Origin of the sequence: Paraburkholderia sp. NMBU_R16, assembly GCF_013282575.1 — a bacterium.
In the GTDB taxonomy this organism is placed as follows: domain Bacteria; phylum Pseudomonadota; class Gammaproteobacteria; order Burkholderiales; family Burkholderiaceae; genus Trinickia.
Map to the genome: position 1 here is coordinate 1 of NZ_JAAAYE010000087.1, position 12,743 is coordinate 12,743.

The 12,743-nt window shown below is 60.8% G+C and carries 13 protein-coding genes and 1 pseudogene; 9 read left to right on the forward strand and 5 right to left on the reverse strand.

Annotated elements, in window-relative coordinates:
• Positions 1–125: 125 nt before the first annotated feature.
• Together GWC77_RS25505 and GWC77_RS25510 are read right to left on the reverse strand one after the other, a co-directional pair.
• A pseudogene (locus GWC77_RS25505) lies at positions 126–350 on the reverse strand (ABC transporter permease subunit); the annotation flags it as partial.
• A 6-nt stretch (positions 351–356) separates the two neighbouring features.
• A complete protein-coding gene (locus GWC77_RS25510; protein ID WP_173261540.1) occupies positions 357–1,121 on the reverse strand; it encodes an ABC transporter substrate-binding protein in 765 nt (254 codons plus the stop codon).
• A gap of 156 nt (positions 1,122–1,277) precedes the next feature.
• Between GWC77_RS25510 and GWC77_RS25515 the strand changes: the two genes are divergently transcribed.
• On the forward strand, positions 1,278–2,066 hold the full coding sequence (locus tag GWC77_RS25515; protein WP_173261542.1) for an IclR family transcriptional regulator: 789 nt from the start codon (positions 1,278–1,280) through the stop codon (positions 2,064–2,066).
• Between the two features lie 64 nt (positions 2,067–2,130).
• Here GWC77_RS25515 and GWC77_RS25520 read toward each other — a convergent pair whose 3' ends face one another.
• Both GWC77_RS25520 and GWC77_RS25525 read right to left on the reverse strand, forming a co-directional pair.
• A complete protein-coding gene (locus GWC77_RS25520; protein ID WP_173261544.1) occupies positions 2,131–3,444 on the reverse strand; it encodes an MFS transporter in 1,314 nt (437 codons plus the stop codon).
• Positions 3,441–4,640: a M20 aminoacylase family protein gene (locus GWC77_RS25525; protein WP_173261545.1), complete on the reverse strand. Its 1,200-nt coding sequence runs from the start codon at positions 4,638–4,640 to the stop codon at positions 3,441–3,443. Before GWC77_RS25525 ends, GWC77_RS25520 begins: the two co-directional genes overlap by 4 nt.
• Before the next feature lie 210 nt (positions 4,641–4,850).
• Here GWC77_RS25525 and GWC77_RS25530 point away from each other — a divergent pair, with 210 nt between their 5' ends.
• The 8 genes from GWC77_RS25530 to GWC77_RS25565 all read left to right on the forward strand — a co-directional run bounded on the left by GWC77_RS25530 (position 4,851) and on the right by GWC77_RS25565 (position 11,555).
• The gene (locus GWC77_RS25530; protein WP_254367176.1) at positions 4,851–5,729 is read left to right on the forward strand and encodes a LysR family transcriptional regulator; all 879 of its coding nucleotides are present in this window, start codon (positions 4,851–4,853) and stop codon (positions 5,727–5,729) included.
• A gap of 246 nt (positions 5,730–5,975) precedes the next feature.
• The gene (locus GWC77_RS25535; protein ID WP_173261550.1) at positions 5,976–6,815 is read left to right on the forward strand and encodes a transporter substrate-binding domain-containing protein; all 840 of its coding nucleotides are present in this window, start codon (positions 5,976–5,978) and stop codon (positions 6,813–6,815) included.
• A gap of 51 nt (positions 6,816–6,866) precedes the next feature.
• Positions 6,867–7,583, forward strand: a complete 717-nt coding sequence (locus GWC77_RS25540) for an amino acid ABC transporter permease (protein ID WP_173261552.1) — start codon at positions 6,867–6,869, stop codon at positions 7,581–7,583.
• 21 nt (positions 7,584–7,604) lie between these two features.
• Positions 7,605–8,249 (forward strand): amino acid ABC transporter permease, encoded by a 645-nt coding sequence (locus tag GWC77_RS25545; RefSeq protein WP_173261554.1) that lies wholly within the window; start codon positions 7,605–7,607, stop codon positions 8,247–8,249.
• Entirely contained in the window at positions 8,246–9,001 is a 756-nt protein-coding gene (locus tag GWC77_RS25550; RefSeq protein ID WP_367949110.1) for an amino acid ABC transporter ATP-binding protein, read from the forward strand. The genes GWC77_RS25545 and GWC77_RS25550 overlap by 4 nt, the downstream gene beginning before the upstream one ends.
• A gap of 98 nt (positions 9,002–9,099) precedes the next feature.
• Positions 9,100–9,849, forward strand: a complete 750-nt coding sequence (locus GWC77_RS25555) for an IclR family transcriptional regulator (RefSeq protein WP_173261556.1) — start codon at positions 9,100–9,102, stop codon at positions 9,847–9,849.
• 28 nt (positions 9,850–9,877) lie between these two features.
• The gene (locus tag GWC77_RS25560; RefSeq protein ID WP_173261558.1) at positions 9,878–10,270 is read left to right on the forward strand and encodes a RidA family protein; all 393 of its coding nucleotides are present in this window, start codon (positions 9,878–9,880) and stop codon (positions 10,268–10,270) included.
• Positions 10,271–10,277: 7 nt separating this feature from the next.
• Complete coding sequence (locus tag GWC77_RS25565; RefSeq protein WP_173261560.1) at positions 10,278–11,555, forward strand: amino acid deaminase; 1,278 nt, start codon at positions 10,278–10,280, stop codon at positions 11,553–11,555.
• Between the two features lie 2 nt (positions 11,556–11,557).
• Here the strand turns inward: GWC77_RS25565 and GWC77_RS25570 are convergent, their stop codons facing one another.
• A complete protein-coding gene (locus GWC77_RS25570) occupies positions 11,558–12,499 on the reverse strand; it encodes a LysR family transcriptional regulator (RefSeq protein ID WP_173261564.1) in 942 nt (313 codons plus the stop codon).
• Positions 12,500–12,743: the final 244 nt, after the last annotated feature.

A 12,743-nucleotide genomic window follows, 5' to 3' on the forward strand; every position in this document is an offset into this window, starting at 1 on the left:
CGCGGCTACACGCGCTTCGAAACAATGCGAACCGTGCTGTTCCTCATCGCCGGCAAGCTAGATTTCTCCAGCTTCAACCCGCATGCCTCGTGAGCCGCGTTACCCACTGCATTTTCAAAAGAGCCGTAAAAGAGCTGCACGATGATCGGCAGCCCGCGGATGAGATTGACGATGCTCGCGCCCATGGTCGCCACGGGACGGACGGGCGAGAGCCGCATCAGTGCGAGCACGAGTCCGATCACGCTGCTCAACACGAACGACAACACGGTCACTTGCACCGTGACCACCGCGCCCTTTAACAGAATCGGCAGGAACGTGATCGCTTGCTGGAGGAACGCCGCGGCACTCATGGCGAATCAGATGCCCCACTTCTGCACGATCGACGACAACGTGCCGTCGCTCTTGATCTTGGCGATGGCCTTGTTGATACGACCGAGCAACTCGCTATCGCCCTTGCGGACCACCAGGCAGACATCGCCCACATTGACGGGCTTGTAGCTCGACACGAGCTTGACGCCGTGCAGCGTGTTCTGGCGGATCTGGTAAGCGACGATGGGTTGATCGCCCAGGCCGGCCTTGATGCGCCCGAGCGCCAAGTCGCGCGTCATGTCGGCGATGGAATCGTAGCTGCGCACTTCCTTGAAGATGCCTTTTTTGTTGAGCATGTCGAGAAACACCGTGCCGACTTGCGCACCCACTACTTCGCCCTTCAAGTCGTCGAGCGAGGTGTAGGCCTTGTTGTCGTCGGCCTTGACGAGCAAGCCTTCTCCGTACGAATAGACCGGATCGGAAAAGTCCACCACCTGTGCGCGCGCCGGTGTCTTCAGCATGGCCGCCGAAATGATGTCGATCTTGTTGGATGTGAGCGAGGGAATGAGTGCGGAAAACACGGTTTGCTGCACGTTCACGTTGAAGCCGCCCGCCTTGCCGACGGCGGTGGCGGTGTCGACCATCATCCCTTGAATCGAATTGCTTTTGACGTCGAGGAACGTGAACGGCACACCGGTCGCCGTGGCGCCGACGTTGTAGGTGGGTGCGCCACCTTGCGCCCAGGCAACGACTGCGGTGCCGAGCAGGGCCAGCGCCAATGCGGCGCGACGCGAAAAAGAGACGAGAGACATCGGACACCTCCTTGCAGAAAACAGTTCGCCTGGTGAGATCCGATGATCGATTGTTGAAAATCGATAAACCATAATGGAAAACCATATATCGACTCATGCGAATCGATATGCGATTCTTAGCCCGAAGTAGAACCGAGCCAACCCTTTTCTTCAGACATGACTCCATCCGACGACGCGCCCAACCTGCTGTTCAATCAGTCTTTGGAAAAGGGGCTGGCCGTCTTGAGCAGCTTCGACGCACAGCGCCGCACGATGACGATTGCCGAGGTGGCCGCCGCGGTGGGCATCAACAAAAGTTCGGCTCAGCGGATGATCTTCACGCTGGAGCAGCTTGGCTATCTGCGTAAGCATCCGCAAACGCGTCGCTATCAGCTCACGCCCGCAGTGATGAAGATCGGATTCAATTACCTGGCCGCCGATACGCTCATCGACGTGGCGAATCCCTTCTTGGCCGAATTGACCAAGCTCACCACGGAAACGTCGTGTTTGACCGAACCGGATCAGGGGGAGATGGTGTACGTCGCACGCTTCGTGAGCGCGCACTTCGTGCCGGTGCATATGCCGATCGGCAGCCGCATTCCGATGTATTGCACGGCATCGGGGCGTGCCTATCTTTCCGCATTGGCCGAGCCCGAAGCACGCTCGATCGTCGAGGCGTCGGAGCGCATCGCGCATACGACCCATACCCGGACCGAGGTGGCCGACATCATGCAGGCGCTGCGCGATGCACGCCAGCGAGGCTACGCTACGAATCGCGAAGAACTTTTCCTGGGCGACATGACCATCGCCGCGCCGATCGTCAGTGCCAACGGTCGCCCGCTGGGCGCCGTTCACCTCGTGGCACCGACGGGGCGCTGGAGCCTCGAAGAGATGGAAGCCAAACTCGGCCCGCCGCTATTGCAATGCGCGCGGGCGATCAGTTCTTCAGTGCGGGCTTTGGGCTGAAAAAGACCTGTTCACCGCGCCGGGTACGAGCGCGATGAGCAGGCCGGGCCGCGGCGCTTGCGCGTCAGTCGTCGAGCGCCTTGCCGCCCGTTTCCTCGAACATCGATACAGCGATCAACGAAATCAGCACGCAGCCGATCATGTACCAGGCCGGCGCCATCTTGTTGCCCGTCGAGCGAATCAGCCATGCGGCGACGAGTTGCGCCGTACCGCCGAAAACCGAGACCGCGATCGCATAGGCGCTCGACATATAACCCGCGCGCAGATGCTTCGGGAAGTTCTCGGGCATCAGCGCGTAGGCGGGCGCGGAGCCCATCGTATAGCAGAGCATCAGCACGATCAGCGCGGCCAGCACGACCGGCAGCGACGGAAAGTGCGTCATGACCCAGAACGCGGGATACAAGAGCACGATCAGCGCGATGCGGCCGATCTGCGTCAGCGGCTTGCGCTTGCCCATGCGATCGGACAATGCGCCATAGATCGGACACATCACGAGCGAGATGACGCTCGACGCGACGCCCGCCAGCATCGACATTTTCGACGGCAGACCCAGATACTGGATGCAGTACGTCGGCATGTAATACATCATCACGTAGGTCGAGACCGACATGCCCATGATCGCGAAGATCGTCAGGAACCAGTTGCGCACGTAGAGGCCGCGCTTCGGATCGTCGCGGCTCGCCATCGCTTTCGCGGCGGGCGCTTCCTCGTGGATATGCCGGCGCAGATAGATGCCGACCGGCGCGATCAGCGTACCCATCAGAAACGGAATGCGCCAGCCCCAGCTGTGCATGGTTGCGTCGGAGAGCAGGAAGCCGAGGCTCGCCGCGAGACCGGAGCCGAGCAAGGCCGCCGCGCCTTGGCTCGCCAACTGCCAGCTCGCGCGAAAACCGCGGCTGCCCGCGCCGCCCATTTCGAGCAAGGTCGCGGTAGCCGCGCCGAACTCTCCGCCCTGCGCGAAGCCCTGTACGAGCCGCGCGACGATGATCAGCAGCGGCGCTGCCACTCCGATTTGAGCGTAGGTCGGCGCGATACCGATGGCGGCCGAACCGACCGCCATCAGCAAAATGGTCAGCGTGAGCGCGGGCTTGCGGCCCGCACGATCCGCGTACCGGCCGAGCACGAAGCCACCGAGCGGGCGCATCACGAAGCCGACGGCGAATACCGCGAACGCGAGCAGCGACGACATGATCGGATCGCTCGATGGAAAGAACTGCTTGCCGATCGTCAGCGCGAAATAGCTGTAGACGGTGAAGTCGAAGAATTCGAGCAGATTGCCGATGACTGCCGCGAATACGATTTTGCGCTGCTGCGCGGGTGTCATTTGCGCATCGTTGTATGCGCTTGCGTGGGAAACAGATTGCGCGGTGGTGTTCATGCCCGATCCTTGCTCAGGAAGCGCTCGACGAGACGCGTCCAGAAGGCTGCGCCGATCGTGAGATTGTCATCGTTGAAGTCGTAGTGCGCGTTGTGAAGCATCGGGCGGCCTTCGCCGTTGCCGAGGCGGATGAAGCAGCCGGGGACCTTCTGCAGGTAGTAGGCAAAGTCTTCACTGCCGGCGATGGCCGGGAACGGAAAGATGACGTGTTCCGGACCGACGAGTTCCTCCGCGATCCGGCGTGCGAATGCGGTCTCGTTCTCGCTGTTGATCAGCACGGGATAGCCTCGAATGAAGTCGATCTCCGCCGTCGCGCCGTAAGCGTGTGCCTGAGAGGCAATCAGCCCCCGGATCCGTTCCTCCAACGTTTCGCGCACCGTCGGCGAGAACGAGCGCACGCTCATTTCCAGCACGGCGTCTTCGGGGATCACGTTCGGCGCATGCCCCGAGCGGAACGATCCGACTGTAATGACGGCGGCCTCGGTCGGATCGACGTTGCGCGACACGATCGATTGCAACGCCATGACGATGCTGCTGCCGACCACCACCGGGTCGATTGCGAGGTGCGGCCGGGCCGCGTGTCCGCCACGCCCGACGATGCGCACCTTGACCGTGTCGCACGCGGCCATCAGCGGGCCGGCGCGCAAACCGAACGTGCCCGCCGGCACGCCCGGATGATTGTGCAGACCGAAGATTGCTTCGCAAGGAAATCGCTCGAACAGTCCATCGGCAATCATGCGTTGCGCGCCGCTGTCGGAGCCGGCCTCTTCGGCCGGCTGGAAGATCAGATGGACCGTGCCGTCGAAGTTGCGCGTCTTCGCAAGCTGCTGCGCGGCGCCGAGCAGCACCGTCGTATGACCGTCGTGACCGCAGGCGTGCATCTTGCCGTCGTGGATGCTCGCGTAGGGAAGGCCAGTCAGTTCCTGAATCGGCAACGCATCCATGTCGGCGCGCACGCCGACGGTACGCGGGCTGCTGCCCGCACTCAGCGATGCCACGACGCCGTGTCCCCCGACATTGCGCGTCACGACGTAGCCCCACGCTTCGAGTTTTTCGGCGACAAGGCGCGACGTTGCCGCTTCCTCGTAGGTCAGCTCGGGATGCTGGTGAATGTGATGGCGGATTTCGTCGAGTTGCGGTCTCGCATCGGCGAGATCGGTCAGCTCACAGTACCGGGATGGTTGCGGTTCACGCATCGGTCGTTCTCCTCGCTCTTAGTACGTACACCCAGGCACGCGGGCACGCGACCCGCCTCGCTGTGCGCGTTCGATCTTGTATTGCCCGAGCCGGCATTATCCCAAGGCAATAAAAGCGAACCATGCGCTCGGACGTGCGAAACTGTTGCATTCGATGCAACGACGGATGCCACGATGCACTCTCGAGAACCCGCAATAAGCGACCGGACGATGTCTTATCTGGAGGCCATCGACGTGCATGGAACGATGCGGGGGGCGGCGGAAGCGCTGGACGTCAACGTATCGACGATTAGCCGGCAGATCGCGTCGATGCAGCGGGAATTGCGGCTCGCCCTGGTGTCGCGCAAAGGGCGCGCGGTGACATTGACCGAAGCCGGGCATGCTGTTGTCGACTACTTTCGCGAATGCGAACGCAATGCCCGGCGTTTCAAATCTCAACTCGACGAATATAGGGGGCTGCGACGGGGCCGCTTGACCCTCGGTATCGCTGAGGGGTTCATCCACGATTTTGTCGCCGGCGTGCTCAAGCAGTTCAATGCGCAGTTTCCACAGATCACAGTGGAGTTGTGCAGTGCGATCTTGCCTGAGATGCTGAGGATGGTACGGGACGACGAAGTCGATATCTGCTTGATGGCGGGAATAGAAAAGGACCCATCGCTCGTGATGCGGCGGTTACAGAGCGAACCGTTGTGTGCAATCGTTTCTGTGACGCACCCTCTGGCGGGGCTTCAAACTGTCTCGCCCGCTCAACTGGCAGGCGAGAGCCTCGTATTCATGCCGGACACCTTCGCGGTACAAAGGTACATCCAGGCTATTTTTCGCGATATGCGTCCCATGCTCGTGCCGCGATTCAGGTGCGACCGGTTCGTGACCGCGTTGACGATGGCTGCGGAGGGACTTGCCGTCGCGTTCATGACGCGGCGAGCGGCCGCCCGGCAGATTGCCAACGGCGAAGTCTGCGCAATTCCAATCGACCATCCCATCGCGCGTTCGATGGACCGGTTTATCGTGATGCGAGCGGGGCGCCGTCTTCCCCCAGCCGGAAATTTCCTGTGGAAGGAAATCGTGCGTGTGATGTCGTCGGTATGAATGGCTTACCGCAGAGCACCTTCGGCGTCATCCCCGATATCTGAACAAAATACCGACGGCAATCGGGAGTAGTGACAGTTGCAGCGACCTTTTTCGCATTCAACACTAGGTCGCAATCCGGTGTGGTAGACAAGTGTCTGATATACCGGACAACCTAAGCTGCAAGCCTCCAGCAATTTCCCGAACCTGCCCATAGACGGCAAAGCGGGCTTGCGCGTCCATGACCCATTTTCTCCAGGGATCGACATGAAACCTGCCACACGGGGCGCCAAGGCTGCCTATTTGTTCGCGCTTGCCGGACTACTCGCGGCGGCGGGCTGCACCAAGGTATCGTCGTCGCCGGAACAGGGCGCAACGACATCGTCGTCGACGCTTCAGGCGGTGCTGCAACGCGGCACGCTCCGTGTTGGCGATTGTCTGACGTTCGCGCCGTTCGGGTTCTACGACAAGGACGGGCAGCCCGACGGTTATGACGTCGACCTCGCTAAAGAACTCGCGAAAGAGATGGGCGTGAAGCTCGAGGTCGTCAATACGACGAGTGCGAACCGCATTCCGAATCTGCAGACGGCCAAGGTCGATGTGGTCTTCTGTAATTTCACGCGTAATCTCGAGCGCGCCAAGGTGATCGACTTCACGACGCCGTATGTCGTGGCCAGCGAGGCACTGCTCGTCAAAAAGAGCAGTGGAATCCAGTCGGTCAAGGATATGGCCAACCGGACGATCGCGACGGTGAAGGGCTCGACCAATGGCGACGAAGTCCGCTCGCTGGGCATTCCCGTCAAGATCCAGGAGTACGACAGCTCGCAGGCCGCGATTCTGGCCGTGAAACAAGGGCAGGCGGACGCAATGATCGAGGACAACAATTTTCTCGCTTACCAGGCGAAGCTCGACCCTGATCTCGTGGTCACGAACGAAGCACTGGTGCCGCTCGAGTACAACGCGTTCGGTGTCAAGGCGGGCGATCAGCAGTGGCTCAACTACCTGAATCTTTTCCTGTTCAACATCAATGCGTCGAAGCTCAACGCGCAGCTATACAAGAAGTGGTTCGGCGCGGATCCGCGCTACGCCCTGAACCCGCAGTTGTAAGGTGCTGCAGATGTCCGTAGCGGATGCGGTCGCAACGATGTGGAGGGCGGGATGAGTTACGAGTGGCTGACGCTCTGGGGCTATGTGCCCGAATTCATCAAAGCGGGCTGGTTGACGCTGCAGGTAACGGTGCTCGCGTTCGTGCTGGCGTTGGTGCTGGGCCTCATGGCGGCGGTGGCCAGTATCGCCCCGCTCGCCATATTGCGATGGAGTGCTCGCGGCTATGTCGAAATCATTCGCAATACGCCCGTCCTGCTGCAGATTTTCATCGTCTTCTTCGGGTTGCCGTCTGCCGGCATTTCGCTGAACGCATACTGGGCCGGTGTGATCGCGTTGGGCCTGAACGTCGGTGCTTACTTGTCGGAAGTGTTTCGCGCGGGCATACAGTCGGTGCCGCGCGGGCAACTGGAAGCCGCCGGGATTCTCGGGCTCGAGAGGACACAAGTCTTCACCGAAATCGTGCTGCCGCAGGCCGCCCGAGCAGTCTATCCCGCGATCGTCAATTATTTGATTCAGCTATTGTTGGGCACATCGCTGCTGTCCGCCATCGCGCTTCCGGAACTGACGGGAACGGCTACGGTGATCAATTCGCGAACCTTGCTTTACGTTCAGACCTTCGCGGTGGCGCTTATCGCATATCTCATGCTCAGTAACGCGCTCTCATGGCTTGCCGGCCGGCTCGGCGCCCGCATTTTTCACCCGCCGCTGATCATCCGGCCGCGCACGCGCTTGACGGGTTTGTCGCTTCGGCGGCCTCACAGAGCGTGACGCGCGCATCGGAGCCACGATATGTCCGTCGAATTATTGAAAACGAGTCTCTCAATCCTTCTGCAAGGGTTGGTGACGACGCTGCTGCTTTCGCTTGCGGCGATCGTGGGCGGGACCGCGATCGGTCTCGTCGCTGCCGTGTTGAGGTCGTTCGGGCCGTGGGGCACGGCGCGCTTCGCCAAGCTCTATACGGAATTGTTCCGCGGTACGCCCGTTCTCATTACGCTGATGTTCATCTACTTCGGCGTGTCCTATTTCGGGTACGCAATCGACGTGTTCGCGGCCGGAGCGATCGGCTTGAGCGTGTACCAGGGCGCGTACATCGCGGAAGTGTTCCGCTCGGGAATCGAGGCGGTGCCGAAGGGGCAGTGGGAGGTCTCGCAAATTCTCGGCCTCACGAAAGTTCAGGCGTTCTCATTCGTGGTCCTGCCGCAGACCGGAAAAATCGTACTCCCTCCGCTGATTGGGCAGTACCTCTCATTGATCAAGGACACATCGATTGTCAGCATGATCGGCATGTCCGAATTGATGCATGGCGGTCAAGCCATCGTCGACCGAATCGGCAAGCCGGTCGAAATCTACGGGCTTGTCGCTCTCATCTACTTCGTCGTGTGCTTCCCGCTCTCGCAATGGGTGCGCCATCATGATCGCAGGAGATTGTCGTGAGCAGTCAACCGGAATACGCCCGACCCATCATATCGCTCGCGGGCGTCAGCAAATCGTTCGGCTCGACCCGCGTGTTGAAAGAGATCGATCTCGAGGTGCGCTCGGGCGAGGTCCTCGTATTGATTGGAGCGTCGGGGTCAGGCAAGAGCACCGTGTTGCGGATCATGGCCGGGCTCGAAACATCGGACTCGGGCGAAGTGTGGGTAGGTGACGTGCCGCTCCACGATCCACGGCGCTCACGTGAAATTCGCGGCCATGTCGGCATGGTCTTTCAGCAGTTCAACCTGTTTCCTCATAAAACCGCGCTCGGAAACGTCACGCTTGCGCTCATCAAGGCTCGCAAGATGAATCCGGCCGATGCGCGCAAGCGCGCGATGGACGTGCTCGATCGAGTCGGTCTCGCCGACCGCGCGGAACACTATGCCAGTCAATTGTCGGGCGGGCAACAGCAACGGGTAGCCATTGCGCGCGCGCTCGCGGTGGAGCCGCGCATCATGTTCTTCGACGAAGCGACGTCCGCACTGGACCCTGAACTCGTCGGCGAGGTCACGGAAGTGATGCGAGGTCTGGCGCGCGACGGCATGACGATGGTCGTCGTCACCCATGAGATGGGCTTTGCTCGCAAGACTGCCGATCGCGTCGTGTTCATGGACAAGGGCGTGATCGCCGAGCATGGCGAGCCGGAACAAATCTTCGTGAGTCCGGCGAACGAACGCACACGACAGTTTGTGCACCGCGTGCTCGACCATTGAACGAGAGCGGCAAGCCGGACTCGCGTGGCGTTGCCGCGCGGTAAACTTCGACCGCTTGGCAAACATTCACTGGACGAAGGCACAGACGGAGCGAAGGAATGGTAGCAACGGAATCGTCGCGGGCCCGCGGCGTGGATCGCGTCATTGCGATGTTTCGGCAACTGCATGTCGCTCAGCGCCCGATGAGCATGCGCGAGCTGATCGAGGCGACAGGTGCGCCGCGTTCGAGCATCTACGAATTGGTGGCACTGTTGTCCGAGGCTGGCCTCCTCGAGACTACGGCGGACGGCAGCGTGTTCTTCGGGCGTGAGATGCACTATTACGGCTCGGACTACGCGACGCACAACGATCTCATCAGTCGCGCTCACCAGGCGATCCTGGGGCTGGTGAGAAAGTACGAAGAGACGACGCAGCTATGCATGCTCGAGGGTAACAAGTACACAGTCGTGCTGTCGGAGAGTAGCGCGAGGCCGTTCAACATCAGTTCGGACATCGGCGTGAGGGTGCCGATTCCATGGACCGCCACCGGACGCCTTCTGCTGGGCCACCTGAGTCCCGACGAAATTCGGGCGCTCATTCCGGACGACGATTTCGTTCTCGAAAACGGTGACCGGATCGAATTCGATGACTTTGTCCGTGACGTGCAGCACGCCAAGGAGCAAGGTTATTGCTGCACGGAGGGATTATCGAACGCCTTCAGGCTTTGCATGGCCGCGCCGATTCGCGACCGGACAGGGCTTCCGACAGCGGCACTCTGTTTCATGACGGGCCGCGATACGAGCCCCGGACGAAGAGGTGCAATGCTCGACGACCTCTTGCTCTCGGCGAAGGCGTTGTCGGAGCGATAAGGCTCACAGTATTTGAACGGGAGAACCCATGAAGCGTTATGGCGTAGAGGGTGGTAAAGGTACGGGCGGTCAACATATGCCGTTCGCGCGCGCGGTCGAAGCTGACGGCTGGTTATATGTCTCCGGCCAGACGCCGATGGAAAACGGCGAAGTCGTGAGCGGGGGCATCGTGGAGCAATCGCACAAGACGCTGCAAAACCTGTTTGCGATCCTCGAGGAAGCCGGGTATGGCGCTGAGGATGTGGTGCGCTGTGGCGTTTGGCTCGACGATCCACGCGACTTTGCGTCTTTCAACAAAGTATTCCGCGAGTACTTTGGCGAACACCCCCCAGCGCGCGCGTGCGTCGTGTCGAGCATGGTGATCGATTGCAAGGTCGAGGTCGATTGCGTGGCGTATAAAAAGCATGGGCAACGAGCTTAAGGCCGCCATGAACGTTACCGATCATCGCAACCGCACCATCGATCCCCATAGCAAAGGCCTGGGCACGCTGCCGAGTACCGAGGTGCCGCTGGATCGCGCTGCGGATCTCGGCTGGAACCTGCTTGACGAGGACGTCAGCCTGCCCGCCGCCGTACTCTACGCGGATCGTATCGAGCACAACCTGAAGTGGATGCAGGCATTTGTCACCGAATACGGCGTCAAGTTCGCGCCGCACGGCAAAACGACGATGGCCCCGCAACTGTTTCGCCGTCAACTCGAGGCCGGCGCGTGGGGGATGACGCTTGCGACAGCGCACCAGACACGCGCAGCCTATTTTTGCGGTGTCAGGCGCGTGCTGATGGCGAACCAGCTGGTTGGCCGACAGAACATGGCAATGATCGCCGAGCTGCTGGCCGATCCGACGTTCGAATTCTTTTGCCTGGTCGATTCCGTTGAGGGCGTCGAGCAATTGGGGGCGTTCTTCACGGCGGTCGGACGTCCGCTACAAGTGTTGCTCGAGCTCGGCGTAACGGGGGGGCGCACCGGCGTGCGTGATGACGCCCAACGCGATGCCGTGGTGAATGCAATCGGGCGCTATGCCGGCACATTACGGCTGGCAGGCATCGAACTTTACGAGGGCGTGCTCAGCGACGAGCAATCGATCCGGTCGTTCTTGCGCCGTGCTGTCGAAACGACCCGCACGCTCGCTGACGCCGCTCGTTTCGAACGCTCGCCAGCCATTCTGTCGGGCGCGGGCTCGGCTTGGTACGACGTCGTCGCCGAGGAGTTTGCCGGCGCAGCGGCTCCGGATCGGATCGAAGTCGTCCTGCGGCCAGGCTGTTATCTGACGCACGACGTCGGTATCTACAAGAAGGCTCAGATCGACGTGCTCGCGCGTAATCCGACAGCGCGGCGCATGGGTGAAGCACTGTTGCCTGCGCTGCAGGTTTGGGCGTATGTCCAATCGATACCGGAACCCGACCGGGCGATCGTCGGCATGGGTAAGCGCGATTGCGCATTCGACTCGGGGCTGCCGGTGCCCGCGCGGCACTATCGCCCCGGTACGCGTCTGCCACGTGAGATCGAGGCCGCGCAAGGATGGGAGGTCACCGGGCTCATGGATCAGCACGCGTACATGCGTATCGTGCCGGGTGCCGATCTCAAAGTCGGGGACATGATTGCGTTCGATATCTCGCATCCATGCCTGACGTTCGACAAATGGCGCCAGGTGCTGATCGTCGACTCCGCGTATCGCGTGACGGAGGTCGTCGAAACGTTTTTCTAGATCTATGAATGGCGCCCCTTTCGCACCCGCGGTAGGTTATGCGCATCGAGCCAGGCGGGGCGCTCCGCATAGATCTCATCGATCAGTTGCTTGATCAGCTCGATATATTTCGAGGTGTCGTTGGCGCGGTGATTGAGAATGACGGGCGAGGTCGCGCGCTCGCTGTCCAATAGGCGGTAGTGCACGTCCTGACGCATCTGACGTGCTGAGGATGGAATCACGCAGACGCCGAATTCGGCAGCCACGAGACCTACCGCGGTCTGTATTTCGCGCACCTCCAACACTTCGCCGAGCTGCACGCCATGCCCGTTCAACGTGCTCAGCACCTGATCGGCAAAGCTCGGGCGCGGCTCCTTCGGATAGACGATCAGCTTTTGTCCATTCAATTGTTCGATGGGCAGCGGTGTGTCCGCCTGCGCCAACGGTGATCCGATCGGCACTGCCACCGCCAGGCGTTCTTCGCGCAGAACGATGCCCGTCACGTTCGGATCGCTATGGCGGACGCGGCCAAAGCCGATGTCGATGCGGCCTTCCTTCAGTGCCTCGATCTGCTGAACCGACATCAATTCGACCATCTGGATGTCGAGTTCCGGCGCGGCCTCACGCAGCTTGCGCATGAGGGTCGGTAAGCCGCCATACAGCGTCGAGGCCACGAAGCCGATCGACAAAACGCTGCGTTGATGCAATCCGACACGCCGCGTGGCCGCCTGCATCTGCTCGACACGCCCCAGGATCTGCATCGCCTGTTCGTAAAACAGACGGCCCGCATCGGTCATTTGCACCGGTCGGCTGTTGCGAATCAGCAGAGGCACGCCGAGCTCTTCCTCGAGCAGCTGGATTTGTCGGCTCAATGGGGGCTGCGCGATATGCAGCTGCTCGGCCGCGCGCGTGAAGTTGCGCTCGCGTGCGACGGCGACGAAATAGCGAAGTTGGCGCAGGTCCATGTCGGGCGGCGAAAAAAGGCGGTGAATAATCATACCGGAACGGTATGCTGCGGCGCAAAACGCGTTATACATCGCAGATTCCAGTGGTTCCATATCTTAAAGGTATCGAAGTCGATAAAAAAGCCTCTTTTGAATTCCGAGTGGGTGATGTTAGCGGGTCAAGGGCGGGCGTAAGCCCGGCGCAGCGAACCCTTGAGGCGCTCTGAATCGACAAGCTGAGGTATGGCTGGTTGCGGCAGAATGC

What these genes read in the sequence shown, in the direction of transcription:
- GWC77_RS25555 (WP_173261556.1), top strand. Translation starts at nt 9,100, where the DNA reads ATGGTAGCAACGGAATCGTCGCGGGCCCGCGGCGTGGATCGCGTCATT.
- GWC77_RS25570 (WP_173261564.1), bottom strand. Translation starts at nt 12,499, where the DNA reads ATGGACCTGCGCCAACTTCGCTATTTCGTCGCCGTCGCACGCGAGCGC.
- GWC77_RS25515 (WP_173261542.1), top strand. Translation starts at nt 1,278, where the DNA reads ATGACTCCATCCGACGACGCGCCCAACCTGCTGTTCAATCAGTCTTTG.
- GWC77_RS25560 (WP_173261558.1), top strand. Translation starts at nt 9,878, where the DNA reads ATGAAGCGTTATGGCGTAGAGGGTGGTAAAGGTACGGGCGGTCAACAT.
- GWC77_RS25510 (WP_173261540.1), bottom strand. Translation starts at nt 1,121, where the DNA reads ATGTCTCTCGTCTCTTTTTCGCGTCGCGCCGCATTGGCGCTGGCCCTG.
- GWC77_RS25535 (WP_173261550.1), top strand. Translation starts at nt 5,976, where the DNA reads ATGAAACCTGCCACACGGGGCGCCAAGGCTGCCTATTTGTTCGCGCTT.
- GWC77_RS25540 (WP_173261552.1), top strand. Translation starts at nt 6,867, where the DNA reads ATGAGTTACGAGTGGCTGACGCTCTGGGGCTATGTGCCCGAATTCATC.
- GWC77_RS25520 (WP_173261544.1), bottom strand. Translation starts at nt 3,444, where the DNA reads ATGAACACCACCGCGCAATCTGTTTCCCACGCAAGCGCATACAACGAT.
- GWC77_RS25565 (WP_173261560.1), top strand. Translation starts at nt 10,278, where the DNA reads ATGAACGTTACCGATCATCGCAACCGCACCATCGATCCCCATAGCAAA.
- GWC77_RS25545 (WP_173261554.1), top strand. Translation starts at nt 7,605, where the DNA reads ATGTCCGTCGAATTATTGAAAACGAGTCTCTCAATCCTTCTGCAAGGG.
- GWC77_RS25530 (WP_254367176.1), top strand. Translation starts at nt 4,851, where the DNA reads ATGTCTTATCTGGAGGCCATCGACGTGCATGGAACGATGCGGGGGGCG.
- GWC77_RS25525 (WP_173261545.1), bottom strand. Translation starts at nt 4,640, where the DNA reads ATGCGTGAACCGCAACCATCCCGGTACTGTGAGCTGACCGATCTCGCC.